The following is a 25,044-nucleotide window of genomic DNA, read 5'->3' as shown; positions in this document are numbered from 1 at the left end:
CCGTCGTAAGCGGAAGCTGATCCTCCGCACGAAAGGCGGCCAGTGTGCTCGACCGACTCCTCGACCGGTACCTCGGCCTCCCGCCCGCCGAAGGGCCTGCCCCCTCGGTGACCAAGGCGATCCCCGTGCCGATGCCCGACGGCGTCCGGCTGCTGGCGGATCGCTACGCCGTGCCGGGCGACGAGCCGCGGCCGGTGGTACTGATCCGCACGCCGTACGGCCGCAAGGGCGTGATGGGCAAGATCTTCGGCGAGACGTTCGCGCGGCACGGGTTGCAGACGGTCCTCCAGAGCACGCGCGGGACCTTCGGCTCGGGCGGCGAGTTCCGCCCGTTCCACCTTGAGAAGGAGGACGGCCTCGCCACCGTCGCCTGGCTGCGCGAGCAGCCGTGGTGTGACGGCCGAGTCGCGATGGCGGGCGCGAGCTACCTCGGCCACACGCAGTGGGCCGTCGCCCCGTATCTCGACGAGCCGCTCGAAGCGCTGTGCCTCGGCGTCACCGCGTCGGAATTCGTCTCGACGTTCTATCCCGGCGGGATCCTCGCGGTCGACAACATGGTCTCGTGGTCGGCGCTGATCGGCCGCCAGGAGGGCCGGTTCGCCGGCCTGCCGAATCCCTGGCAGACGAAGAAGACCCGCCGCGCCATGGCGTATCTGCCGCTTTCCGGCGCCGACGTCGCGGCCATCGGCAAGCAGGTGCGGTTCCTGCAGGACGTCTCCGCGCACGCCGAACCCGGCGACGACTTCTGGGCGCCGTCGGATCACAGCGCCGGGGTCGCCGCGCTGGAGACCCCCGTGTCCATGGTGACCGGCTGGTACGACCTGTTCATCTCCGCCCAGCTGCGCGACTTCAAGGAGCTCGCCGCGGCCGGGCGCGCACCGCGGATCACCATCGGACCGTGGGCGCACGGCGAGCCCGCGAGCATGAAGACCCTGATCACCGACCAGATCGGCTTCCTCTCCGCCCACCTTCTCGGTGATCGCGCGCCGCTGAGGCAGTCGCCCGTGCGCCTGTACCTCCAGGGCTCCGGACGGTGGCTGGACTTCGAAAGCTGGCCGCCGGAGTCCGACGCCACCCCGTACTTCCTGCGTCCCGGCGGGCTTTCCACCGCGGAACCCGTCGAGTCGGAACCGGGCACGTTCACCTTCGACCCGGCCGATCCGACGCCGACCGTCGGCGGCCCGCTGCTGTCGGGCGTGCAGAAACAACAGGACAACAAGGTCGTCGAACAGCGGCCGGACGTGTTGCTCTTCACCGGTGACGTGCTGGAGCGCGACCTCGACGTCATCGGCGAGATCTCCGCGCTGGTGCACGTGCGGACCAACCTCGGGCACGGCGACGTCTTCGTCCGGCTGTGCGATGTGGACCGTCGCGGTGTCTCCCGCAACGTCACCGACGGCATCCTCCGCCTTCGGCCCGGTGCGCCGGAGTCCGATGTGGACGGTGTGGTCGCCGCCGAGATCTCGCTCGACCCGACGGCGTACCGGTTCCGGCGCGGGCACCGCCTGCGGGTGCAGGTCGCGGGCGGCGCCTTCCCGCGCTTCGCCCGCAATCACGGCACCGGCGAGCCGGCGCACAGCGCGGTGGACGGGAAACCCGCGCGGTTCGAGATCTTCCACGACCCCGCGCGGCCGTCCCGGATCACACTGCCGGTGTTCGAGGGTTAAGCCGGCACGACCCGCTGGTGCGTGGTCAGCCTGCCGTCGTCGTGCAGCACGTGGAACAGCAGCGACGGCGGCAGGTCGTAGTCCACCGGCCCGCCTTCACCCCACGACCGCAGCCCGTTCTCCTCCCACGGGAACAGGATGCTCGACCCGACCGACGGCGCCGACCGCAGCGGCAGCCCGGCGAACGTCGTCGACGCCGCGGCGTGGACGTGCCCGCAGAGCAGGGCGACCACGCGCGGGTGGCGCGCGAGCACCTCGGCCAGCTTTTCCTCACCGTACTGGCGCATCGCGTCCACCAACGGCAGCCCGAGCGCGACCGGCGGATGGTGGAAGGCGATGAAGGCCGGCCCGTCGCCGTCGCCGAGCACGCCGTCCAGCCAGGCCATGGTCTCGTCGTCGAACTGCCCGTCGGGCTTGCCGGGGATGGTCGAATCGGCCATGACGAACGTGACGTCGCCGACGGTGTGCGCCGTGTTGACCGGGGCGTCGTCCGGCGCCTGGCCGAGCAGCCCTTCGCGGAACGGGCCGCGCTTGTCGTGGTTGCCGGGGCAGACGAAGAGCGGGACGTCGGTCTTGAAGAGTTCGGCCGCGCGCCCGTATTCCTCCAGGGTGCCGTGGTCGGTGATGTCGCCGGTCACCAGGATCGCGTCGACCGGGGTCGCCAGGCCTGCCAGGTACCGCATGACCCGCGCGGTGCGTTCGTCGGCGCGCTCCCCGCCGTCGAGATGGTTGTCGCTCAGATGTGCCGTCACGAACATCGTGTCACCCCATGTCTTCCAGATATGCCAACGTCTTCACCCAGTTCCGCACGAGCAGCTCCACCGCCGTCGCGAGATCGGAGACGCGGATCGCCTCGGCGATCCGGTGGTGCTCTTCGATACTCTCCCTGGCGCGTTCGACGCCACCGAAATAACGCGCGTCGTAGCGTTTCAGCAGCGGCTTCGTCTGTTCGAGCAGGCGGAGCAGATGCGGATTCGTGCAGCGCGAGACGAGCAGCGCGTGCCAACGGTCGTCCAAAGTAGACAAATCACCCTGCCGCGCGAGTTCCGCGGTCATCTCGGCGGCGATCCGGTCCAGCCCGCCGGTGAGCCCGGCGAGGTCCTGCGGCGAACTCCAGCGCAACGCGAGCGATTCGAGCTCCGCGACCAGCGGGTACAGCTGCCGGGCCTCGTCCGGATCGAACGGCGGCACGAGGAAACCCCGGTTGGGTGCCGAGACGAGCAGGCCGCGGTCGGCCAGCCCGATCAGCGCCTCGCGCAGCGGCGTCCGGCTGACGCCCAGTTCGCGGGCGAGGTGCACCTCGTTGATGCGGCTGTCCGCGGCGATCCGGCCGTCGAGCACGCGGGCGGTGATCTCCTCCGCGAGGTCGCGCCGGAGCAGGTTCCTCGTCATCGGTGCAGTATTGCATGCACTTCGGCCATACTGTATTCAGTTAGGCATGACGGACTTCGATGTGCACCGCGCCCGCGCCGAGACACCGGGCTGCGCGGAGGTGGTCCACCTCAACAACGCCGGCTCGTCGCTGCCGCCCGCACGGGTGACCGACACCGTCGTCGGCTACCTGCGGGAAGAAGCCCTGATCGGCGGATACGAGCAGGCCGCGGCGACCGTGGAGCGGATGAACGGCGTCTATGCCTCGGCCGCGCGCCTCGTCGGCGCCGATCCCGAAGACATCGCCCTGACCGACAACGCGACCCGCTCCTGGCAGGCGGTCTTCTACGCGCTGCCGTTCGCCGCGGGAGACCGGATCCTGACGGCGAAATCCGAGTACGCGAGCAACGTGATCTCGTTCCTGCAGATCGCGAAGCGCACCGGCGCCGTCGTCGAGGTGGTCGAGAACGACGAGTCCGGGCAGCTGGACGTCGAGGACCTCAAGCGCCGCGTCGACGGCGACGTCAAACTGATCGCCGTCTCCCACGTGCCGACCCAGGGCGGGCTGGTGAACCCCGCCGAGGAGATCGGCGCGGTCGCGCGCGAGGCCGGGATCCCGTTCCTGCTGGACGCGTGCCAGAGCGCCGGCCAGATCGACCTCGACGTCGCACGCCTGAACTGCGACGCCCTCAGCGTCACCGGCCGCAAGTACCTGCGCGGACCGCGGGGCACGGGGTTCCTCTACGCGCACCCGCGGCTGCGCGAGCGCGTCGAGCCCGCGATGCTCGACCTTCACTCCGCGTCGTGGACCGCGCCCGAAACCTACGAAGTCGATCCGACGGCGAAGATGTTCGAGGTCTGGGAACGCGATCACGCCGCACTGCACGGCCTCGGCGCGGCGATCGACTACGCCCTCGAATGGGGCATGCCCGCCATCGAAGCCCGAGTCGCCGCCCTCGCGGCGAAACTGCGCGACGCGCTGCGCGAGATCCCCGGCGTCCGCGTCCACGACCAAGGGGTGCGACAGTGCGGGATCGTCACGTTCAGCGTGGCGGAAACACCGTCGCAGGAAGTGAAACAGCGCCTGGCGGCGGCGAAGATCAATGTCAGCGTCACGGAAGCGACGTCCGCCCAGTTCGATTTCGTCGAGCGTGGATTGCCGCCACTGGTCCGGTCTTCGGTGCACTACTTCAACACCGAAGACGACATCGCGCTAGTCGTCGGTGAAGTCGCGAAGCTGGCCTAACGGCGCGAAAGCACCGACTCGGACGGCGGGGCGTACGGCAGCCCCGTCGTCTTCGCGCGCATACCGAGCACCAACGCCTCCCCCAGCAGGCTGACGCCGATCGACAGCGTCACCGGCCGCGCGTCGGGATGCGCGCCGGCCATCGTGGCCAGGAAGCCGACCCCGAAGTTCACCAGCATCGACAGCACCCAGACGCCGAACGTCCAGCCGGTGTAGCGCAGCCACAGGACGCCGTCGCGTTCGAAGAGCTTCGTGGTGGTGGCGCGGACGGCGCCGAGGACGCAGCCGACCACGGAGCCCAGCACGAGCCACAGGCCGTCCGTGAAGGTGAAGGTCGCCAGCTTGCTCAGGCCGTAGACACCGATCGCGAGCAGGATCACCGGCCCCCCGAACACATCGCGGGCGACCAGTGGCTCCCCGCGCAACCTGCGCACGACGATCACGACCACCGCGGCGACCACCAGCGCGATCAGCAACCAGGTCCTCAATGAACTCTCCCCCTTTATAGCACGCCTGTGCCAAATAAAATAGCAGCACCGTGCTATAAAGGCAACATGCCCAAGATCGTCGATCCCGACGCCCGGCGCCTGGAGATAGCCGAAGCCGTCTTCCGGGTGATCCAGCGCGACGGTCTCGCGCAGGCGTCGCTCCGGAGCGTGGCCGAAGAGGCCGGTCTCGCGATCGGTTCGGTGCGGCACTACTTCCGCGGCCACGACGAGCTGATCGTGTTCGCCATGCGGTCACTCGGTGACCGGCTCGAAGCGAGGCTGCTGGGACACCTCCCCGATCTGCTCGACCCCGCGACACCGCGCTCACGGCGACAGGAGATCACCGAAGCGCTGCTCGGCGAGCTGCTCCCGCTCACCGAGCAGACCCGGGCCGAAACCGACGTCTGGCTGGCGTTCTCGGCCGCCGCGAAGAACCGCCCGGATCTCGCCGAGGAAGCCGTCCGCATGTACGAGGGAGTACGCGCCCTCGTCCGGCGGGTGCTCGACGGCGCGAACGAAGCGGGTGGCCTCCTCGACGGCCTCGACCTGGCCGTGGAGACCGAGCGGCTGGCCGCGCTGCTGGACGGGCTCGCGTTGTCGACGGGCCGGACGCCGCCGGAGCTGATGCGCACGGTGCTCCGGCGGCATCTGGAGAGCCTGAGGTGCCCGGAATGAGCACGTTCTACGAGATCGCCGCCCACGATCCCGGCCGCGTCGCGGTGATCGACGTCGACGGGCGCGAGACCACCTTCGGCGAGTTGTCGGCGCGCGCGAATCAGCTGACCCACGCGTTGCGCGCCCTCGGACTCGGCGAAGGCGACGGAGTCGTCGCGATCATCCACAATGGACTCACCTACTACGAGCTCCTGCTGGCGACCCTGCAGGCGGGGATGTACTTCACCCCGGTCAACCACCGGTCCTCACCGGGCGAGATCGCCTACATCGCGGCCAACAGCGGCGCCAAGGTCGCCGTCGCGGACGCGGACATCGCCGCCACGTGCACCGCGGAGCTGGCGGGCCTGCACCGGTTTTCACGCGGCGAGACGCCCGGCTGGGCGGACTATCCGGCCTGGGGCGCGGACCTGCCCACCACCGTGCCGGAGCACCGGACCGCGGGCCAGACGATGCTCTACACCTCCGGGACCACGGGACGCCCCAAAGGCGTCCGGCGCGCCCTGTCCGGCAGGCCGCCCGCGCTGCACCCGATCCACGCGAACGTCCTCGAACGCGTGGACGTCCGGCCGGGGCACGGCGTGCACCTCGTCGCCTGCCCGCTCTACCACGCGGCACCGGGCATGTTCTCGACCGCGATCCTGCATCTCGGGCACACACTCGTGCTGATGGACCGGTTCGACGCCGAGGAAACGTTGCGGCTCACCGAAAAGCACCGGGTGACGAGCACGCATCTGGTGCCGACGATGTTCCACCGCATGCTGCGGCTGCCCGAGGACGTCCGCGCGCGGTACGACCTGTCGAGCCTGACTTCGGTCGTCCACGGCGCCGCGCCGTGCCCGAAGGAGGTCAAGGAACGGATGCTCGCCTGGCTCGGACCTGTGGTCCACGAGTACTACGGCGCGTCCGAGGGGCTGATCACGGCCGTGCACGCGCGCGATTGGCTCGCCGAGCCGGGTACCGTCGGCACCCCGCTGGACGGCGTGCGGGTCAAGGTGCTCGACGACGACGGCTCGGAACTCCCCGCCGGCGAGACCGGGACGCTCTACTTCAGTTCCGCGCACACGAAATTCGACTACCACGACGATCCGGGCAAGACGGCAGCCGCGCGTTCGGGCGAATTCGTCACCGTCGGCGACGTCGGCTATCTCGACGCCGCGGGACGGGTGTTCCTCTGCGACCGGCGGACGGATCTCATCCTTTCCGGTGGCGTGAACATCTACCCGGCCGAGATCGAGGCGCGGCTGCTGAGCCATCCCGACGTCGCCGACGTCGCGGTGATCGGGGAAGCGGATCCCGAGTGGGGACAACGGGTCGTCGCGGTCGTCCAACCGGTCGAGGGAATCGCCGGGGACGCCGGGCTGGCGAAGCGGCTCGAAGAGCACTGCCGAGCCGAACTCGCCGGGTTCAAGACGCCGCGCCGGTTCGATTTCCGCGAGCGGCTGCCGCGGACCGAGAGCGGCAAGATGCTGCGGCGGACGCTTCGGGCGGAATGAACGGCCCTTTCGGGCAGTGCCGATCGCGGTACGGTCGGCTCATGCGCCTGCGGTCCGTGACCACGCTGCTCGCCACCCTCGTTCTCGCCCTGGCCGTCCCCGCGACGGCCGAGGCGACGCCCGGTTCCGGCGTGACCGGGACGATCTTCCACCAGAAGACGGTCGGGGACACCGATTACGTGCTGCGCGAGGTCGTCATCCAGCCCGGTGGCTACACCGGCTGGCACTACCACGACGGCACGCTGCACGCGTACGTCAAGGCCGGCACGCTGACGCACAACTCGGCCGATTGCGGGCTCGATGGCTTGTACCGCAAGGGCGCTGTCTTCACCGAACCGAGCGACACCGTCCACATCGGACGGAACCTCGGGACGACGCCGGTGGTGCTGGAGGTGCTCTACGTGCTGCCGCACGGGAGTCCGCTTTCGCAGGACGCGCCTAATCCCGGCTGCCCGTTCTAGGTGCCGAACCAGCCCGCGACGTCCAGGCGGAAACCGTCCGCGGGCGCCATCGTGCGGAGGTCCGTTTCGAGCGCGCGGACCCTGTCGATGCCCAGCGTGGCGGCCCACTCCTTGCGCAGCTCCTCGAAGATCGCCGCCGTCCGGCCGAGTGAGTCGAACCCGCGGCCGGTGAGCCGCACGACCTTGCGCCGCGCGTCGGCCGGGTCGTCGACGCGCGCGACGTAACCGAGCTGCTCCAGCTTGTCGACGGTCTTGCCCGCCGCCTGCTTGCTGATGCCGAGCCGTCGCCCGATCTCGCTCGCCGTCGCGCCCTCGCGGCCGATCGCCTGCATGGCGAAGCCGTACGCCGGGCGGACGTCGGGATGCCCCTGTCCGGCCAGTTCGGCGTGCATCCGGTCGATGATCGAGCGGAAGCCCGCGAACAGCAGGAGCGGCAGCTCGTACCCGGGCGGGTCGGAAACCGGCTTGCGTTGTTCGACAACCTGGTTTACCTTTTCGTCAACCACGTTGACCATCTTAGGGGGAACCTTGTTCACCGAGCACACCGTCGAAACCGCGCCCGAAGCCTCGCGTCGTTCGATGGAGGCGACCATCCGGAAGTTCGGCCACCTCCCCACCGCCGTCGCTCGTCAGGCGTCGTCACCGGAACTGCTCGACGGGTTCCTGAAGCTCAGCGCGAGTTTCGAGCGGACCACGCTCGACCCGCTCGCGCGGGAGACTGTCGTGATGACCGTGGCGACGCGCAACGGCTGCGGGGTGTGCGTCGAGATCCACACCGGCAAGCTGAAGGGCCTGCACGCGGACGACGGCGTCATCGCGGCGCTCCGCTCGCAGCAGCCTGTTCCCGACGAACGACTGGAAGCCGTCCGGCAGTTCACGCTCGCGGTGCTCGAAACCGCCGGCGGGGTCGACGACGAGACCCTGCGGACCTTCTTCGGGCACGGATACACCGAACGGAACGCCCTCGAAGTCGTCATGGGCATCGGGGCCTACACGATGTCCACCCTGGCGAACAGGCTCATCCGCGCCTAGTCGCTCTACGTGATCGCCCCTCGCGGCACGGATCACTCCAATGGCCGCCGATCTTGATGTATCTGGGCAGACCCGACCGCCTCTTCTCTTGTGTAGCCGAAAGTTCGCCACCCGCGGCGCGGCGCACACCGGCGGTCTGGCCTGCCGAGGGGGCAGACCAGACCGCCGAAACCGAAAACGTTCCACAGGTGTTGGGGGTGCGTGAAGGCCCCCTTCCCTCGGCTGAGCCGAGGGAAGGGGGCCTTCACGTGTCCGTGGACCTTTCGGCAGTGATCGAATTGTCGGTGCCCTTCTCTAGCATCAGGAGACTGGATCGCGCCCTGATCGCCGTCCACTGAACTGGGGAGTTCGAAGATGCGAAAAAAGCTGTCCGCCCTCCTGCTCGCCGCACTGAGTGTCGCGAGCGTCCTGGCCACGACCGGGACGGCCGCGGCCACCGAATCGGTGGGCAGGATCGGAGGATTCATCTGGTGGGACCGCAACGGCAACGGCAGCTGGCTGGACTCGGGCGAACCGCGGAGAGAAGGCGCGAAGATCATCGCCCACCACGTGGGCACGAACGTCGACTTCGTCACCTTCACCGACGCGAACGGCGAGTATGACCTGAAGAATCTGCCACTGGGCACGTACCAGGTGCACGCGGTGGACGACGGCTACTACACGACCACCGGCTGGAACACCCACGAACGCACGCTCACCGACGACCGTCCCGGCTCGGAGGTGTTCGGTCACCAGGGCACCCGGCTGCATGGGCGCGCTTGGACCGACATCGACGGTGACGGAATCCGCGAGGCCGAAGACCTACTCCGCGAGGCCACCTTCACGCTGAAGGGACAAACCGATCACGAAGGCCCGATCTCGCGAACCGCGACGACCGTGAACGGCGAGTACTACTTCGAGGATCTGCCTTCGGGCACGTTCACAATGGAGACCCCAGGTGTCAGCGGACTCACGGCCACCCGATACCAGGCGGGTGACTACTGGCCGAACTGGTACCGGAACAACGACTTCACCGGCACCGACCTGCTGAAGACCGAACCGTTCACGATGTACGCCGCCGACTACGAACCGAACATCGACGCCGGTTTCACGACACCCTGACCGCCGTCCGCATGTCCCGTCCCTGAGGCGGGGCATGCGGAATCGGTGGGCGCAGTAGGGATCGAACCTACGACCGCTCGGGTGTAAACCGAGTGCTCTCCCGCTGAGCTATGCGCCCGGGAGGTGACACCCGCGCACGGGTGCCACCGGTGAAGACTCAGGCCAGCGAGGCCACGGCCTTCTTCCAAGCCTGCTGGTCGCGCGCCTCGCCGGGCTGGTTGACCTCGGCGAACCGCACGACGCCGTCCTTGTCGATCAGGAAGGTGCCGCGGGTGGCCAGACCGGCCGCCTCGTTGAAGACGCCGTAGGCCTTCGCGACCTCACCGTGCGGCCAGAAGTCCGAAAGCAGCGGGAACTGGTAACCCTCCTGCTCGGCCCACGCCTTGAGCGAGAACGGGGTGTCCACGGACACGCCGATGACCTGGACGCCCTGGCCGTCGTAGTCCGCGAACTCGTCGCGGAGCTGGCACAGCTCGCCGGTGCAGATACCGCTGAACGCGAACGGGTAGAACACGAGCAGGACCGGCTTCTCGCCCTTGAAGGACGACAGCGTCACGGACTGCTTGTTGTAGTCGTTGAGCGTGAAGTCCGGGGCTTGCGATCCGACCTCGACGGCCATACCGGCGGTTTCCTCTCAAGAGCGAACAGGGGCCTGCGACGACAACCCTATCGTGTCGATCGCGCGCCCGGAGAGGTCACCGCTTGGTCTTGGACGACTTCGGCGAAACCAGCCGCGTGCCCGCCCATTTGGGACCGGCGCTGATGTTGGCCGTCTGCGCCAGCCCGACCTGCGGCACCGCCTCGGCGATCTCACTGGGCTCGACATGCCCGGGCTGGCCCGTCTTCGGGGTCAGCACCCAGATCACGCCGTTCTCGTTCAGGGGAGTCCGGACCTCGATCAGCGTGTCACCGAGATCACCGTCGTCCTCGCGCCACCACAGCAGCACCACGTCGATGACCTCGTCGGCGTCCTCGTCGAGGATGTCGCCGCCGATCTGTTCCTCGATCGCCGCACGAAGGTCGTCGTCGACGTCCTCGTCCCAGCCGATCTCCTGGACCACCATGTCCGGCTTGATCCCGAGCCTTTCGGCGACGCTGCTCTGATCAGCGTCTCCCGCGGCGACCACTGCTGTCACTCCTCCAACTACGACGGAGCGTGGTGTCGCGTCGGCCTGATCGGCCGGGCGGGCACCACACTCGGGTACACGATGCCCGTTAGCGAACACTGGTGAAGCGTTCCGCGCAACCGTCCACACCGGATCTTGAACAACTCGTGTCGCGGCGTACGGACATTCGGCCCACTCTCACGGGGTCAATCCGGGCGCGCCTGGGCACCTCCGAACGGCCTGCTTTAGGGTGGGAGAGAAAACGCGCGCGCGAGTACAGGCGCGTGCGAGGCGTGTCGCAATCGGGTCCGCGAACGTTACCGATCAGTAGCGGTGACGCGAACGGAACCGGAGGACGACGATGGAAGGCGAACACGCCCGCGTACGAGCACAACCAGCTACCACCTTTCGCAAGGAGACCCCTTGGCCCCGCAGAACGACGGCGCCTCCGGCAAGGAGACCCCGGCACGCGTCCGCGTCATCCGTGACGGATTGGCGGCGCACCTGCCCGACATCGACCCGGAGGAGACCGCCGAATGGCTGGACTCCTTCGACGAGGCGCTGGCCAGGGGTGGTCAGCAGCGCGCCCGTTACCTGATGCTGCGCATCCTCGAGCGGGCCAGGGAACGCCACGTCGGCGTCCCGGCGCTGACGTCGACGGACTACGTCAACACCATCCCCACCGAGAACGAACCCTGGTTCCCCGGTGACGAGGAGATCGAGCGCCGCTACCGCGCCTACATCCGGTGGAACGCCGCGATCATGGTGCACCGCGCGCAGCGTCCCGGCGTCGGCGTCGGCGGGCACATCTCGACGTACGGCTCGTCCGCGGCGCTGTACGAAGTGGGCTTCAACCACTTCTTCCGCGGCAAGGACCACTCGGGCGGCGGCGACCAGATCTTCATCCAGGGCCACGCCTCCCCCGGCATCTACGCCCGCGCGTTCCTCGAGGGCAGGCTCACCGAGAACCAGCTGGACGGCTTCCGCCAGGAGTTCTCGCACGCCGGCGAGGGCGGCGGCCTGCCGTCGTACCCGCACCCGCGGCTGATGCCGGAGTTCTGGGAGAACCCGACCGTGTCCATGGGCCTCGGCCCGATGAACGCGATCTACCAGGCGCGCTTCAACCGCTACCTGCGCGATCGCGGCATCAAGGACACCAGCGACCAGCACGTCTGGGCGTTCCTCGGCGACGGCGAGATGGACGAGCCGGAATCGCGCGGCCTCATCCACGTGGCCGCCGGCGAGGGCCTCGACAACCTGACCTTCGTGATCAACTGCAACCTGCAGCGGCTCGACGGCCCGGTGCGCGGCAACGGCAAGATCATCCAGGAGCTGGAGTCGTACTTCCGCGGCGCCGGCTGGAACGTCATCAAGGTCATCTGGGGCCGCGAGTGGGACTCGCTGCTGCACGCGGACCGTGACGGCGCGCTGGTCAACCTGATGAACACCACGCCGGACGGCGACTTCCAGACCTACAAGGCCAACGACGGCGCCTTCGTCCGTGAGCACTTCTTCGGCCGCGACCCGCGGACCAAGGAACTGGTCAAGGACCTCACCGACGCCGACGTCTGGAACCTCAAGCGCGGCGGGCACGACTACCGCAAGGTCTACGCGGCCTACAAGTCGGCGCTGGAGCACCACGGCCAGCCGACGGTGATCCTGGCCCACACCATCAAGGGTTACGGCCTCGGTCCGTCCTTCGAGGGCCGCAACGCCACGCACCAGATGAAGAAGCTCACCCTCGACGACCTCAAGCTGTTCCGGGACGCCCAGCGCATCCCGATCAGCGACGAGGAGCTCGAGCGCGACCCGAAGCTGCCGCCGTACTACCACCCCGGCAAGGAATCGCCGGAGATCGAGTACATGATCGGCCGCCGGAAGGCGCTCGGCGGCTTCCTGCCGGAGCGCCGCCCGAAGGCGTCGAAGGCGCTCGTGCTGCCCGGCGACAAGGTCTACGAGGGCATCCGCAAGGGCTCGGGCAAGCAGGAGGTCGCCACCACGATGGCGTTCGTCCGGCTCGTCCGCGAGCTGGCGAAGGACTCCGAGATCGGCAAGCGGATCGTCCCGATCATCCCGGACGAGGCGCGCACCTTCGGTCTCGACTCGATGTTCCCGACGGCCAAGATCTACAACCCGCACGGCCAGACGTACACGTCGGTCGACGCGAGCCTGATGCTGGCCTACAAGGAGTCCGAAAAGGGCGTCATCCTGCACGAGGGCATCAACGAGGCGGGCTCGACCGCGTCGTTCACCGCCGTCGGCACCTCGTACGCCACGCACGGCGAGCCGATGATCCCGATCTACATCTTCTACTCGATGTTCGGGTTCCAGCGGACCGGTGACGGCCTCTACGCGGCGGCGGACCAGATGGCCCGCGGGTTCGTGCTCGGCGCCACCGCCGGCCGCACCACGCTGACCGGTGAGGGCCTGCAGCACGCCGACGGGCACTCGCTGCTGCTGGCGGCGACCAACCCGGCCGTCGTGGCCTACGACGCGGCGTGGTCGTTCGAAATCGCCCACATCGTGCGGGACGGTCTGCGCCGGATGTACGGCGAGACCGGGCCGGACGGCAACGGCGAGAACATCTTCTACTACATGACGATCTACAACGAGCCCTACCAGCAGCCCGCCGAGCCCGAGAACCTCGACGTCGACGGCCTGCTCAAGGGTCTCTACAAGTACGCCGACGCGCCGTCGGGCGAAGGCCCGGAGGCGCAGATCCTGGTCTCCGGTGTCACCATGCCGGACGCGCTCCGTGCCCAGCAGATGCTGGCCGAGGAGTGGGGCGTACGCGCGGCCGTGTGGTCGGCCACGTCGTGGACAGAGCTGCGGCGCGAGGCCGTCGAGGCCGACCACGACAACCTGCTCCACCCTGGCGACTCCCCGCGTGTGCCGTACATCACGCAGAAGCTGTCCGGCGTGAACGGGCCGGTCGTCGCGGTTTCGGACTGGATGCGCGCCGTGCCGGACCTCATCCGCCCCTGGGTGCCGAACGACATGCTGACGCTGGGCACCGACGGGTTCGGGTTCTCCGACACCCGCCCGGCCGCCCGGCGGAAGTTCCTGGTCGACGCCCAGTCGATCGTGGTCGGCACGCTGAGCGCGCTCGCCAAGCGCGGCGAGTTCGACCAGGCGAAGGTGGCCGAGGCGGCGCGGAAGTACCGCCTCGACGACGTCGCCGCCGCGGGTCCGCAGTTGTCGGACTCCGGCAGCGCCTGACGCCGAGATGAAGGGACCTTTCCTCGCAAAATTTCGCGGGGGAAGGTCCCTTCATTGCGTCCGGCGGCGGAGCAGCTAGGGTGAGACATCGGATGTTTGCGGAAAGGGTGAACGAGTGTGACCAAGCGTCGACTGCCGAAGCCGAGTGAGCTGAAGCAGATCCTGCGGCCGAAGCCGATCGTGCTCAACCCGACCGACCGGCGGCTGGCGGGCGCGCACACGATCGCCGACCTGCGGATGCTCGCCCGCAAGCGCACGCCCCGGGCGGCGTTCGACTACACCGACGGCGCCGCGGAGCTGGAGGACAGCCTCCGCCGCGCCCGGCAGGCCTTCCGCAGCGTGGAATTCCACCCGAACGTCCTGCGCGGCGTGTCTGATGTGGACACCGGCAAGGAGATCCTCGGCAAGCGTTCGGAGCTGCCGTTCGCCTTCGCGCCGACCGGGTTCACCCGCATGATGAACCACGAGGGCGAGTCCGCGGTGGCCCGCGTCGCGCAGCGCAACGGCATCCCGATGGGGCTGTCGACGATGGCGACGACGTCGATCGAAGACCTCGCCGCGGCCGCCCCGGAGGCCCGCAAGTGGTTCCAGCTCTACGTCTGGCGTGACCACAAAGCGGGCGAAGATCTGATGAATCGCGCCTGGGCCGCCGGCTTCGACACGCTCATGCTGACGGTGGACACCCCGGTCGCGGGCGCGCGGCTGCGCGACGTCCGCAACGGGCTGACCATCCCGCCCGCGCTCACCCTCAAGACCTTCGTCGACGGCGCGATGCACCCGGCGTGGTGGTTCAACCTGCTGACCACCGAGCCGCTGACCTTCGCGTCGCTGAGCCAGTTCGACGGCACCGTCGCCGAGCTGCTCAACCAGCTCTTCGACCCGACCCTGAACTTCGACGACCTCGACTGGGTCCGCCAGACCTGGCCGGGCAAGCTCGTGGTGAAGGGGATCCAGAACGTCGACGACGCGCGTGACGTGGTCAAGCACGGCGCCGACGCGGTGCTGCTGTCCAACCACGGCGGCCGTCAGCTCGACCGCGCGCCGACGCCGATCGAGCTGCTGCCGGCGGTGCTCGACGAGATCCAGGGCGCCGCCGAGGTGTGGGTCGACACCGGCATCCTCTCCGGCGGCGACATCGTGGCCGCGATCGCGCGCGGCGCGGACGCGGTGCTCATCGGGCGCGCGTTCCTCTACGGCCTGATGGCCGGGGGCGAGCGTGGCGTTCAGCGGTGCGTGGACATCCTGCGCGCCGAGATGGTCCGGACGATGCAGCTGCTGGGCGTCCGCACCCTCGCCGACCTCAAGCCGTCACACGCCACCATGCGCTAGACCGCGGCCGAGACGCCGGACGGCGCGGTACGGACCTGCTTCGCCGTCCGGTTCCAGCTCCACCAGCCGTGCACGACCAGCCCGGCGAACACGATGTAGACCGCCGCGGAGAAGTACAGGCCCGACGAGAGCTGGAGCGGGACGCCGATCGCGTCGACGACCAGCCACACCAGCCAGAACTCGACGAGTCCCGCGCCCTGCGCGGCGAAGGCGACCAGCGTGCCGACGAAGATCGCGGCGTCCGGCCACGGCGCCCACGAGGCGTTCAGCGCGTCGAGGACCAGCGCCATCGCGGTGGTGCCGATCGCGAACGCGCCGATCATCGCCAGGCGCTCGCGGAGCGTGCCCTTGCGGACGACGACGCCGTAGACCGGGTCGCTGCGGCGGGACCAGGCCCACCAGCCGTAGATCGAGATGGCGAGGATCGCGATCTGCCTGGTCGCGAGCCCGCCGAGATGCGCGGAGAGGTAGACCGAGAACAGCAGCACGGTGGCGCCGACCTGCACCGGCCACGTCCACAACGTGCGGCGTTGCGCCAGGAAGACCACGGCCAGCGCGAAGATCTGCCCCGCCAGTTCGGCGAAGGAAATCCACTGTCCGAGCACCGTGACACCGTTGTGCAGCAAGAAGTCCACGTCCGCACCCCTCTCCGTCTACCGCTCCAACATGCTCCGTACCGACGCCATTCCCTAGGGAGTGTGAGGTGCGGAACAGACGGACGGCTCGAGAGACGCTCATCGGGACGCGAAAAGGGCCCTCGACCGCGTGTTCCGCGGCGACGGGCCCTTCGACTCCACGCGGGCCCGGTGCCTTCCTCGATCACCGGGCCCGCGCGGATGCTCAGGAATCTACGCGACCGATGCCCACGGGCGAAGTCGGCGGCTCCGAACGGACCTCCTGCTTGCCGTCCCCGGCCTCCAGGTGGCCCTGCAGGTTGGCCAGCCAGCCCTGCCAGCGGTCCTGCGCCGGCTTGATCAGGCCGCCGCCGAAGCCGACGACGATCACGCCGCCGATGGTGGCGAGCACGGTGATCAGGACCGGCCCCGTCACGGCCGTCGCGATGTTCACCTGGCCGAGTGCGGCGATGATGCCGAACGCCATGATCATCCAGTAGGCGATCGTGCCGAGGAGCCGCCCCGCGGGCCGCGTGGACAGCGCACCGGTCACCAGGTCACGGACGACCTTCGCGACGGCGGCCGCGACGATCACCAGCACCAGCGCCACCAGGATCCGCGGCAGGAACGCGATGATGTCGTTGAGCAGCGCGCTGACCGGATTGCTCTCACCGAATACGCCGAACGCGAGCTGCAACGCGATCAGGAGAATGAAGTAGTACACGAGTTTGACGAGGATCCCGCCCGCGTCGACATTCGCCTGTTTGAGCGTTCCGGTGAGCCCGGTCTTCTCGATGAGCTTGCCGAAACCGATCTTCGACAGAACCAGTCCCAATGCCTTCGACACGGCTTTCGCGATCAGCCAGCCGATCAGCAGGATGATCAGGAAACCGAGCAATTTCGGCACGAAGGTGGCGACAAGGTTCCATGCTTGTCCCAGACCGTCTTTCAGCTGCTCGCCCACGGCGAACTCCCTCCTCTGCGCATCCGCGACCTACCCGGTGCGGCTTGCGAGGGATCGTTGATCACGAGCCCCGCACCGGCAACTCGGCGCCCCACGATCGAGTGAGTCGGCTAGCGGGAAAAGATCGACAAGTCCCATACTTGTTCCACCGGTGGGGACCGGGGAGACGAGGCCGTCCGGCGCAGCGAAAAACGCGAGCGCCGGGCGGCCTCGAGTTTTATGCGAATGCCTTTCACCATTCACCGCCGACGACTGTCCACTTCGGACTCCGGCGGCGAAAGGCCGCAGCACGACGGCGCCCTTCGCCCGGCGGACCAGGCCATGTCCGGCGAGGCTGCTCGCGAAGACCGCGAACACGGCTTGCCGGACACGGCCTAGGATCGGCTGACCATGGCTGATGCGACCTCCGGACGGCGTGTGCCCAAGCACCACGGGCTGTCCGCCAAGACCCTCCGGCGGCTCGAACACGCCTCCGGCCGGCTCGCGAGCGCGAGTGTGGCGGTGATGGAGGAGCGGCTGAGCTGGTTCGCCCGCCTTCCCGCCGACCAGCGCGCGAGCGTCCTGCTGATCACCCAGGCGGGTGCCGCCGGTTTCGTCGACTGGCTCCGCGACACGAAGGAGGCGCTCTCCCTCACCACGGAGGCCTTCCGCGAAGCCCCCGCCGAGCTTTCCCGCTGGGTGAGCCTCCGGCAGGCGGTCGGCATGGTGCGGCTGGCGATCGAGGTGTTCGAGGAGCAGCTGCCGGAGTTCGCCGCGAACGAGGCGGAACGCGCCGCGCTGATCGAGGGGATCCTGCGCTACGGCAGGGAGATCGCCTTCGCCGCTGCGAACTCCTACGCGGCCGCCGCCGAGGCGCGAGGCGCCTGGGACGCGCGGCTGGAGGCGCTGGTCGTCGACGGCATCGTCCGCGGCGACGCCGAGGAAGCGGTGCTCTCCCGCGCCGCCGCGCTCGGCTGGGATCCGGCCGCGCCCGCGACGGCGCTCGTCGGCACCCCGACCTCGGACGACCCGCCCGCCGTCGTGTTCGAAGTGCGCAGCCGCGCCGCGCGCGTCGGGCGACCGGTGCTGCTTTCGGTGCAGGGCTCCCGGCTGGTCGTGGTCGTCGCCGGGCCCACCGACGGCAGCGTCAAGGACCGCGAGATCCTCACCAAGCTTTCGGTCGCCTTCGCCGAGGGCCCGGTCGTCGCCGGGCCGACGGTGCCCACGCTCGCCGAAGCGCACCACAGCGCGACAGAGGCACTGTCCGGGCTGCGCGCCGTCGTGGGCTGGCCCGGCGCGCCCCGGCCCGCGAGGTCCATCGACCTGCTGCCGGAACGCGCGCTGTCCGGCGACCCCGAGGCCGAGCGCCTGCTCGTCGAGCAGATCGCGCGACCGCTGGAGGAAGCCGGCCCGGCGCTGCTGCGGACCGTGGAGACCTATCTCGACAGCGGGGGCGTCCTGGAGACCTGCGCGCGGACGCTGTTCGTGCATCCGAACACCGTCCGGTACCGGCTGCGGAAGGCGGCCGAACTCACCGGCCGCCACGCCGCCGAATCGCGGGACGCCTGGGTGCTGAAGGTGGCGCTGACCGTCGGGCGGCTGGCCCGTGCTCGCGGCCTCTGGTGACCGCGCCCCGGTGGGTCGTGAGTGGCGTTTCGGGTGCTAGCCAAGGGTGTCTCGGGTACCTGCCGGCTCCAGGCCGCTGGGGAGGGTGTCGCGAAAGCCACTTTCGGGACATCAGACGTCGCGAAAGTGGCTTTCGCGACATGCTCGCCAGGGCGGTGCCGGGCCCGGGCCGCGGCAGGGGTTGCGAAAGCCACTTTCGCAACGTTGAAGGTTGCGAAAGTGGCTTTCGCAACCCCTGCCCAGCACCCAACAGGACCCCGGCAGTACAGGTGAGCTCCGAAAACGCCACCCGTGCCCGCAGTAGGGACACAAACCCGAAACGCCACTCGCGACCCACGCGACCCGAAGCGGTTGGTGACTCTGCGCAGTGATGGACCTCATAGGGAAAGCTGGTTGAACCCGACAAGGCTTTTGGGTTAAGCGCGGAGATCAGGAAGGCGCTTTTGGAGGGTTCCGACAATTACGTCGGCCGGACTTGGTGAGCGTCGGCATCACGACCATGGTGGCCGAGAGTGTTCTCTAATGGGGTGACAGTTGCAGTCCTCGCCCCCGGTCAGGGTTCCCAAGCCCCAGGCATGCTCTCCCCTTGGCTCGAGCTCGACGGCGCCCGCGCGCGCGTCGAAGCCTGGTCCGAGCGGGCCGGTCTCGACCTTGTCCGCCTCGGCACCGAAGCGGACGCCGAAGAGATCCAGGACACCGCGATCACGCAGCCGCTGATCGTGGCGCTGTCACTGCTGGCGTTCGAGCACCTTCAGCGGGAGGCCCCGGTCGCCGCGGACGCGCCGGTCGCCGGTCACTCCGTCGGCGAGCTGGCGGCCGCCGCCATCGCCGGGGTGCTGAGCCCGGAGGACGCCGTCGCCCTGGCCGCCGTCCGCGGCGCGGAGATGGCGAAGGCCTGCGCGCTGGAGCCCACCAGCATGGCCGCGGTCATGCTCGGCGACCCGGAGCAGGTCGTCGCGTGGCTCGAGAGCCACGGTCTCGCCGCGGCGAACCGCAACGGCGCCGGCCAGATCGTCGCCTCCGGCGCCGCCGGCGCGATCGAGAAGATCGTCGCCGAGCCGCTGGAGGGCACGAAGGTCCGCGCGCTCAAGGTCGCGGGCGCGTTCCACACCTCCTACATGGCACCCGCGCGTGAAGCGCTGGCCACCCACGCTGAGAAGATCACCCCGGCGGATCCGACGCGTCCGCTGCTGTCGAACGCCGACGGCCAGGTCGTCACCAGCGGGGCCGAGTACCTCGGCCGGCTGGTCGAGCAGGTCACGAACCCGGTGCGCTGGGACCTGACCATGGACGGTCTGGTCGCCGCGGGCGTCACCTCGACGCTCGAACTCCCGCCGGCGGGCACGCTGACCGGGCTGGTCAAGCGGCAGCTCAAGGGAACCGTGACCACCACGATCGCTCTGAAGACGCCTGCCGAGCTGGCGAAGCTTCAGGGGCAGGAGGACGCTTCGTGACCGACCGATCCACTTTGCGGCAGGCGCCGGGCGCCGCCGGGACCCGCATCCTCGGTGTCGGGAGCTTCCAGCCCGAGAAGATCGTGACCAACGACGATCTCTCGAAGATCATGGACACCAACGACCAGTGGATCCGCGAGCGGGTCGGCATCATCGAGCGCCGGTTCGCCGAGAAGGACGAGTCGCTGGTCGACATGGCGGTCAAGGCGGGCACCGCCGCGCTGGCCGACGCCGGCGTGGACCCGTCCGAAGTGGACACGGTCATCCTGCCGAACTGCACGATGCCCACCCAGATCCCGAACGCCGCCGCACAGGTGGCCGACCGGATCGGCATCACGCATCCGGCCGCGTTCGACCTCAACGCCGCCTGCGCCGGGTTCTGCTACGGCATCGGCGTCGCCTCGGACCTGATCCGCGCGGGCAGCGCGAAGAAGGCGCTCGTCATCGGCGCCGAGAAGCTCACCGACCACGTCGACCCGGTCGACCGCGCGAACGCGATCATCTTCGCCGACGGCGCGGGCGCGGCGGTGGTCGGCGCGGCCGACACCCCGCAGATCGGCCCGGTCGCCTGGGGCAGCGCGGGCGAACACGTCGACCTGATCTACATGCGCGACGACAAGTGGATCTACCAGGAGGGCCAGTCGGTCTTCCGCTGGGCGACCACGCAGATCGCGCCGATCGCCATGCAGGCGCTGGAACTGGCCGGGCTCGAACCGTCCGATGTGGACGTTCTCATCCCGCACCAGGCCAACCTGCGCATCGTCGAGGCCATCGCGAAGAAGCTGCGTGCCAAGGGTGCCCGCGAGGACATGGTCGTCGCCGACGACATCAAGTACTCGGGCAACACCTCGTCCGCGTCGATTCCGCTGGCGCTGGACCACATGCGCAAGGCCGGGACCGTCAAGACGGGCGACGTCGTGCTCGCCGTGGGCTTCGGGGCCGGACTCTCCTACGCGGGCCAGGCCTTCGTCTGCCCGTGATGAATACTTCCCCCGCGGGCACCGTGTCCGCGGGGCAGCCGAAAGCATCACCGAGAAGGGAACAACCAGTGGCAGACAACGCAGAGATCCTCGCCGGCCTCGCCGAGATCGTCGAAGAGGTCGCCGGTGTGGCGCAGGACGACGTGACCGCCGAGAAGTCCTTCGTGGACGACCTCGACATCGACTCGCTGTCCATGGTGGAGATCGCTGTCCAGGCCGAGGACAAGTTCGGCGTCAAGATCCCGGACGACGAGCTGGCGAACCTGAAGACCGTTGGCGACGCGGTGAACTACGTGTCGGCCAACTCCAAGTAAGTCCGACTTCTTGAATGGCGCCGACCTTGGGGAGACTCCAATGAGCAACATCGACGTCGTGATCACCGGGATGGGCGCGACCACGCCGCTCGGCGGGGACGTCGCGTCCACGTGGGACGGCCTGCTCGCCGGGGCGAGCGGGATCCGCCGCATCGAAGCCGACTGGGTCGACGAACTCGAACTGCCGGTGAAGATCGGCGCCATGCTCGCCGTCGACCCGTCCGAAGTCCTGCCGCGGGTCCAGGCCCGGCGGCTGGACCGCTGTGAGCAGGTGGCTCTCATCGCCGCCCGGCAGGCTTGGGCGGACGCGGGCTTCGAGCAGCCGACCGACGAGCATCAGGATGTGGAACCCGAGCGCCTCGGGGTGACCATCGGTACCGGTGTCGGCGGTCCGGTCACCCTCATCTCCCAGAACGACCTTCTGCACAAGCAGGGACTCCGCAAGGTCTCCCCGCTGACCGTGCCGATGCTGATGCCGAACGGCCCCGCCGCTCACGTCGGGATCGACCTGAAGGCGCGTGCCGGTGTGCACTCGCCCGCGTCGGCCTGCGCGTCGGGCGCGGAAGGGATCGCCGCCGGCTACGAGATGATCCGCTCTGGCCGTGCCGACGTCGTGGTCGCCGGTGGTGCCGAATCGTGCATCCACCCGATCACCCTCGCCGGTTTCGCCCAGGCGCGGACGGTGTCCACGCGCAACGACGACCCGACCAAGGCGTCCAGGCCGTTCGACGTGAACCGTGACGGTTTCGTCCTCGGCGAGGGCTCCGGCGTCGTGATCCTGGAGCGGGCGGACCGCGCCAAGGCCCGCAACGCGCGGATCTACGCGCAGCTGAGCGGGTACGGGATCACGTCGGACGCGTACCACATCACGGGCAACCACCCGGAGGGCGTCGGCCAGATCGCCGCCATGCGGCAGGCGATGACGATGGCCGGGGTCTCCCCTGCCGACGTCGGCCACGTCAACGCGCACGCGACCTCGACGGTCGTCGGCGACGTCGGCGAGGCCGCGGCGATCCGCAAGGCCATCGGTGAGCACGTCGTGGTCACCGCTCCCAAGGGCGCGCTCGGCCACCTGGTCGGCGGTGCGGGCGCGGTCGAGGGCATCGCCACGATCCTGGCGATCTACCACGGGCTCATCCCGGCGACGCTGAACCTCGAAGACCTGGACCCGAAGGTGCAGCTCGACGTCGTCTCCGGTGAGGCGCGCAAGGTCGAGCTGGGCGCGGCGATCAGCAACTCGTTCGGTTTCGGCGGGCACAACACGGCGCTGCTGTTCACCCCGGCGGCCTGATTTAAGTACGTGAAGGCCCCCTTCACTGCGTCTAGCGCAGTGAAGGGGGCCTTCACGTATTTCTGGTTGGCGCGGGCAGCTTGGTCCGCTCACCGAGTCAGGCGTGTCGCGAAAGCCACTTTCGCAACGTTGAAGGTTGCGAAAGTGGCTTTCGCGACACGCTCTGGCCCACCGTGGCGGTCCCCGGAGGTCACGAAGGGGGCGTTCCTTCGCGAACTCCCCGGTCAGGCCTCCTGGCGCTTGACCAGATGCCGCCCGATCCACCAGGCGGCCTCCACCAGCACGATCCCCACCCCGGCGCAGGCGAACGCCGACAGCGTGTACGCGCTCACGCTCGGGTCCAGCGCGAAGAACTTCTGCGTGAACGGGATCAGGAACAACGCGAGCGTCAGCACGACCATCCCGCCGATCAGCAGGATCTTCCACCACCGGTACGGCCGCGCGACGATCCCGAGCACCCACAGCGCGATCGTGATGAGCGTGATCAGCGCGGTCGTGCCCGCCTGGATCTTGTCCAGTTCGGACTGTCCGGATCCCTTGTACACCAGCAGGTAGCTCACGAACGTCGCGGTGGCGATGACCAGCCCGGCCGGGACGGCCATCCGCATCACCCGCCCGACGAAGCCGGTGCGGGCGCGCTCGTTGTTCGGCGCCAGCGAGAGCACGAAGGCGGGCAGGCCGATCGTGAACCACGCGGTGATCGTGATGTGCCGCGGCAGGAACGGGAACGGCACCTGCGCGATACCGACCATCAGCGCCAGCAGTACCGAGTAGACCGTCTTGGTGAGGAACAGGTTCGAGACGCGCTCGATGTTGCCGATCACCCGCCGCCCCTCGGCGACGACGTGCGGCAGGGTGGCGAACTTGTCGTCCAGCAGCACGATCTGCGCGACCGCGCGGGTGGCCGGGCTGCCGGCGCCCATGGCGACGCCGATGTCCGCGTCCTTCAGCGCGAGGACGTCGTTCACGCCGTCGCCGGTCATCGCGACGGTGTGCCCCTTCGACTGCAGGGCACCGACCATCGCGCGTTTCTGCAACGGCGTCACGCGGCCGAAGACGGCGCGATCCTCGACGGTGTCGGCCAGCTTCTCCGCGTCGTCCGGCAGCTTCCGCGCGTCGATGGGCTTGTCGGCGCCCGGCAGGTCCAGCGTGCCCGCGACGGCGCCCACCGAAATGGCGTTGTCACCGGAGATGACCTTGACCGCGACGTCCTGGTGCGCGAAGAAGTCCAGCGTGTCCTTCGCGTCCGGGCGGACCTTCTGCTCCAGCACCACGAGCGCGACCGGTTCGATCTCGCCGGGGCCTTCGGCCGCGTCGACGGCCCGCTCGGCCCGGCCCAGCAGCAGGACCCGCAGCCCGCGCGAACCGATCTTCTCGGCCTCCGTCCGGTGCTCGCCCTCGGGCAGCAGGACATCCGCCGCGCCGAGCACCCAGTCGCCGTGGCCGTCGAACGACGCGCCGCTCCACTTGCGCGCCGAGGAGAACGGCATGGTCGTGGAGACCCGCCAGCCCGGATCGGTCCGATGCGCCTCCGCGATCGCCTGCAGGCTCGCGTTCGGGCGCGGATCGGCGGCGGCGAGCGCGGCGAGCACGTCGTCCACCGGACGGCCCGGCGTGATCTCCCGGACCTCGGAAAGCCGCATCGCGTTCTCGGTGAGCGTGCCGGTCTTGTCCGCGCACACCACGTCGACCCTGGCGAGCCCCTCGATCGCCGGGAGTTCCTGCACCAGGCACTGGCGTTTGCCCAGCCGGATGACCCCGACCGCCAGCGCGACGCTGGTCATCAGCACCAGGCCCTCGGGCACCATCGGCACGAGCGCCGCGACCATGCCGCGCAGCGCGTCCGGCCACGCCTGGTCGCCCGCGAGCTGGTTGTAGATCGTCAGCGCGCCCGCCGGGATGAGCAGGTACGTGATGAACTTGAGGATCTTGTCGATGCCCTGGCGCAGTTCCGATTTCACCAGGGTGAACTTGCTGGCCTCCGCGGCCAGCTTCGCCGCGTAGGACTCGTCGCCGATGATGTCCGCGCGGTAGGTGCCGCTGCCGGCGACGACGAAGCTGCCGGACAGCACCTTGTCACCGGGCTGCTTGACCACCGGATCGGATTCACCGGTCAGCAGCGATTCGTCGACCTCCAGCGCGTCGGCCGTCAACGCCGGGCCGTCGACGACGATCTTGTCGCCGGGCCCCAGCTCGACGAGGTCCCCGAGCACGACGTCTTCCGGGGCGATCTCGCTGCTCTGCCCGTCACGGCGGACGGTCGGCTTCGCCTGCCCGACGATCGCGAGCCGTTCCAGTGTCCGTTTCGCCCGGAGTTCCTGGATGATGCCGACCGCGCTGTTGACGATGATCAGCCCGCCGAACAACCCGTCGATGAAGTAGCCCGTCGACAGGATGAGCACGAACAGCACGCCGTAGATCGCGTTGATCCGGGTGAAGACGTTCGCCCGGATGATTTCGCCGGTCGTCCGGCTGGTCTTCGTCGAGACCGTGTTGGTCTGGCCCGCGGCCACCCGCTGGGCGACCTCTTCGCTGGTGAGCCCCCTCGAGGCGTCGGTCAGCAGGGCCGGCTGATCAATTGCCATGCCCGCGACTCTATTCCGCCCGGCCCCCGCCCGCGTCAGCCTCGGGGAC

Annotated in this window: 24 protein-coding genes and 1 tRNA gene; 15 read left to right on the top strand and 10 right to left on the bottom strand. The window is 69.1% G+C overall.

Annotation, left to right across the window (positions count from 1 at the left end; genetic code table 11):
• The first annotated feature begins 44 nt into the window (after positions 1 to 44).
• Positions 45 to 1,667, top strand: coding sequence for a CocE/NonD family hydrolase (locus H4W30_RS01020; RefSeq protein WP_192741057.1), 1,623 nt, complete (start codon positions 45 to 47; stop codon positions 1,665 to 1,667).
• On the opposite strand, the gene H4W30_RS01015 is transcribed toward H4W30_RS01020, so the two are convergent.
• Both H4W30_RS01015 and H4W30_RS01010 read right to left on the bottom strand, forming a co-directional pair.
• Complete coding sequence (locus H4W30_RS01015; RefSeq protein ID WP_192741056.1) at positions 1,664 to 2,425, bottom strand: metallophosphoesterase; 762 nt, start codon at positions 2,423 to 2,425, stop codon at positions 1,664 to 1,666. The genes H4W30_RS01020 and H4W30_RS01015 overlap by 4 nt on opposite strands.
• 4 nt (positions 2,426 to 2,429) lie before the next feature.
• Complete coding sequence (locus tag H4W30_RS01010; protein ID WP_192741055.1) at positions 2,430 to 3,059, bottom strand: GntR family transcriptional regulator; 630 nt, start codon at positions 3,057 to 3,059, stop codon at positions 2,430 to 2,432.
• Between the two features lie 46 nt (positions 3,060 to 3,105).
• Here H4W30_RS01010 and H4W30_RS01005 point away from each other — a divergent pair, with 46 nt between their 5' ends.
• On the top strand, positions 3,106 to 4,284 hold the full coding sequence (locus H4W30_RS01005) for an aminotransferase class V-fold PLP-dependent enzyme (RefSeq protein ID WP_192741054.1): 1,179 nt from the start codon (positions 3,106 to 3,108) through the stop codon (positions 4,282 to 4,284).
• Here the strand turns inward: H4W30_RS01005 and H4W30_RS01000 are convergent.
• Positions 4,281 to 4,772, bottom strand: coding sequence for a DUF1453 domain-containing protein (locus H4W30_RS01000; protein ID WP_192741053.1), 492 nt, complete (start codon positions 4,770 to 4,772; stop codon positions 4,281 to 4,283). The two genes, H4W30_RS01005 and H4W30_RS01000, sit on opposite strands and share 4 nt — an antisense overlap.
• 66 nt (positions 4,773 to 4,838) lie before the next feature.
• On the opposite strand from H4W30_RS01000, the gene H4W30_RS00995 reads away from it, so the two are divergent.
• From H4W30_RS00995 to H4W30_RS00985, 3 genes are read left to right on the top strand one after another with little or no spacing between them, the layout of a single operon-like run.
• Positions 4,839 to 5,447, top strand: a complete 609-nt coding sequence (locus tag H4W30_RS00995; RefSeq protein WP_192741052.1) for a TetR/AcrR family transcriptional regulator — start codon at positions 4,839 to 4,841, stop codon at positions 5,445 to 5,447.
• The gene (locus tag H4W30_RS00990; protein ID WP_192741051.1) at positions 5,444 to 6,940 is read left to right on the top strand and encodes an AMP-binding protein; all 1,497 of its coding nucleotides are present in this window, start codon (positions 5,444 to 5,446) and stop codon (positions 6,938 to 6,940) included. The genes H4W30_RS00995 and H4W30_RS00990 overlap by 4 nt, the downstream gene beginning before the upstream one ends.
• Positions 6,941 to 6,981: 41 nt before the next feature.
• The gene (locus H4W30_RS00985; RefSeq protein WP_192741050.1) at positions 6,982 to 7,401 is read left to right on the top strand and encodes a cupin domain-containing protein; all 420 of its coding nucleotides are present in this window, start codon (positions 6,982 to 6,984) and stop codon (positions 7,399 to 7,401) included.
• On the opposite strand, the gene H4W30_RS00980 is transcribed toward H4W30_RS00985, so the two are convergent.
• A complete protein-coding gene (locus H4W30_RS00980; protein ID WP_192741049.1) occupies positions 7,398 to 7,916 on the bottom strand; it encodes a MarR family winged helix-turn-helix transcriptional regulator in 519 nt (172 codons plus the stop codon). The genes H4W30_RS00985 and H4W30_RS00980 overlap by 4 nt on opposite strands.
• 13 nt (positions 7,917 to 7,929) lie before the next feature.
• Here H4W30_RS00980 and H4W30_RS00975 point away from each other — a divergent pair, with 13 nt between their 5' ends.
• Positions 7,930 to 8,433, top strand: a complete 504-nt coding sequence (locus H4W30_RS00975; protein WP_192741048.1) for a carboxymuconolactone decarboxylase family protein — start codon at positions 7,930 to 7,932, stop codon at positions 8,431 to 8,433.
• Between the two features lie 354 nt (positions 8,434 to 8,787).
• A complete protein-coding gene (locus tag H4W30_RS00970) occupies positions 8,788 to 9,534 on the top strand; it encodes an SdrD B-like domain-containing protein (RefSeq protein ID WP_192741047.1) in 747 nt (248 codons plus the stop codon).
• A 46-nt stretch (positions 9,535 to 9,580) separates the two neighbouring features.
• On the opposite strand, the gene H4W30_RS00965 is transcribed toward H4W30_RS00970, so the two are convergent.
• From H4W30_RS00965 to H4W30_RS00955, 3 genes are all read right to left on the bottom strand, one after another.
• Positions 9,581 to 9,652 (bottom strand) — tRNA-Val (locus H4W30_RS00965).
• A gap of 39 nt (positions 9,653 to 9,691) precedes the next feature.
• Positions 9,692 to 10,153, bottom strand: a complete 462-nt coding sequence (locus tag H4W30_RS00960; RefSeq protein ID WP_037342406.1) for a peroxiredoxin — start codon at positions 10,151 to 10,153, stop codon at positions 9,692 to 9,694.
• Between the two features lie 76 nt (positions 10,154 to 10,229).
• Positions 10,230 to 10,661 (bottom strand): DUF3052 domain-containing protein, encoded by a 432-nt coding sequence (locus H4W30_RS00955; RefSeq protein WP_034311133.1) that lies wholly within the window; start codon positions 10,659 to 10,661, stop codon positions 10,230 to 10,232.
• Between the two features lie 402 nt (positions 10,662 to 11,063).
• Between H4W30_RS00955 and aceE the strand changes: the two genes are divergently transcribed.
• Both aceE and H4W30_RS00945 read left to right on the top strand, forming a co-directional pair.
• A complete protein-coding gene (aceE, locus tag H4W30_RS00950; RefSeq protein ID WP_192741046.1) occupies positions 11,064 to 13,859 on the top strand; it encodes a pyruvate dehydrogenase (acetyl-transferring), homodimeric type in 2,796 nt (931 codons plus the stop codon).
• A gap of 117 nt (positions 13,860 to 13,976) precedes the next feature.
• Positions 13,977 to 15,188, top strand: coding sequence for an alpha-hydroxy acid oxidase (locus H4W30_RS00945; RefSeq protein WP_192741045.1), 1,212 nt, complete (start codon positions 13,977 to 13,979; stop codon positions 15,186 to 15,188).
• Here the strand turns inward: H4W30_RS00945 and H4W30_RS00940 are convergent.
• Together H4W30_RS00940 and H4W30_RS00935 are read right to left on the bottom strand one after the other, a co-directional pair.
• Positions 15,185 to 15,823 carry a nicotinamide mononucleotide transporter family protein gene (locus H4W30_RS00940; protein ID WP_192741044.1) on the bottom strand — a complete coding sequence of 213 codons (639 nt, stop codon included), beginning with the start codon at positions 15,821 to 15,823 and terminating at the stop codon, positions 15,185 to 15,187. The two genes, H4W30_RS00945 and H4W30_RS00940, sit on opposite strands and share 4 nt — an antisense overlap.
• A gap of 205 nt (positions 15,824 to 16,028) precedes the next feature.
• Positions 16,029 to 16,766, bottom strand: a complete 738-nt coding sequence (locus H4W30_RS00935) for a mechanosensitive ion channel family protein (protein ID WP_192741043.1) — start codon at positions 16,764 to 16,766, stop codon at positions 16,029 to 16,031.
• A gap of 225 nt (positions 16,767 to 16,991) precedes the next feature.
• Between H4W30_RS00935 and H4W30_RS00930 the strand changes: the two genes are divergently transcribed.
• From H4W30_RS00930 to H4W30_RS00905, 6 genes are all read left to right on the top strand, one after another.
• Positions 16,992 to 17,144 carry a hypothetical protein gene (locus H4W30_RS00930; RefSeq protein WP_192741042.1) on the top strand — a complete coding sequence of 51 codons (153 nt, stop codon included), beginning with the start codon at positions 16,992 to 16,994 and terminating at the stop codon, positions 17,142 to 17,144.
• 12 nt (positions 17,145 to 17,156) lie between these two features.
• Positions 17,157 to 18,371 carry a PucR family transcriptional regulator gene (locus tag H4W30_RS00925; protein ID WP_126736013.1) on the top strand — a complete coding sequence of 405 codons (1,215 nt, stop codon included), beginning with the start codon at positions 17,157 to 17,159 and terminating at the stop codon, positions 18,369 to 18,371.
• A gap of 527 nt (positions 18,372 to 18,898) precedes the next feature.
• Positions 18,899 to 19,825: an ACP S-malonyltransferase gene (locus tag H4W30_RS00920; RefSeq protein ID WP_318780499.1), complete on the top strand. Its 927-nt coding sequence runs from the start codon at positions 18,899 to 18,901 to the stop codon at positions 19,823 to 19,825.
• Entirely contained in the window at positions 19,822 to 20,805 is a 984-nt protein-coding gene (locus tag H4W30_RS00915) for a beta-ketoacyl-ACP synthase III (RefSeq protein ID WP_125692366.1), read from the top strand. The genes H4W30_RS00920 and H4W30_RS00915 overlap by 4 nt, the downstream gene beginning before the upstream one ends.
• Positions 20,806 to 20,873: 68 nt before the next feature.
• The gene (locus H4W30_RS00910; protein WP_004559006.1) at positions 20,874 to 21,119 is read left to right on the top strand and encodes an acyl carrier protein; all 246 of its coding nucleotides are present in this window, start codon (positions 20,874 to 20,876) and stop codon (positions 21,117 to 21,119) included.
• A 40-nt stretch (positions 21,120 to 21,159) separates the two neighbouring features.
• Positions 21,160 to 22,410 carry a beta-ketoacyl-[acyl-carrier-protein] synthase family protein gene (locus tag H4W30_RS00905; protein ID WP_034311114.1) on the top strand — a complete coding sequence of 417 codons (1,251 nt, stop codon included), beginning with the start codon at positions 21,160 to 21,162 and terminating at the stop codon, positions 22,408 to 22,410.
• Between the two features lie 224 nt (positions 22,411 to 22,634).
• Here H4W30_RS00905 and H4W30_RS00900 read toward each other — a convergent pair whose 3' ends face one another.
• On the bottom strand, positions 22,635 to 24,995 hold the full coding sequence (locus tag H4W30_RS00900) for a cation-translocating P-type ATPase (RefSeq protein WP_192741040.1): 2,361 nt from the start codon (positions 24,993 to 24,995) through the stop codon (positions 22,635 to 22,637).
• Positions 24,996 to 25,044: the final 49 nt, after the last annotated feature.

This window comes from Amycolatopsis roodepoortensis, assembly GCF_014873915.1.
Classification (GTDB): Bacteria; Actinomycetota; Actinomycetes; order Mycobacteriales; family Pseudonocardiaceae; genus Amycolatopsis; species Amycolatopsis roodepoortensis.
This window is presented reverse-complemented; position numbering and strand designations above follow the sequence as displayed.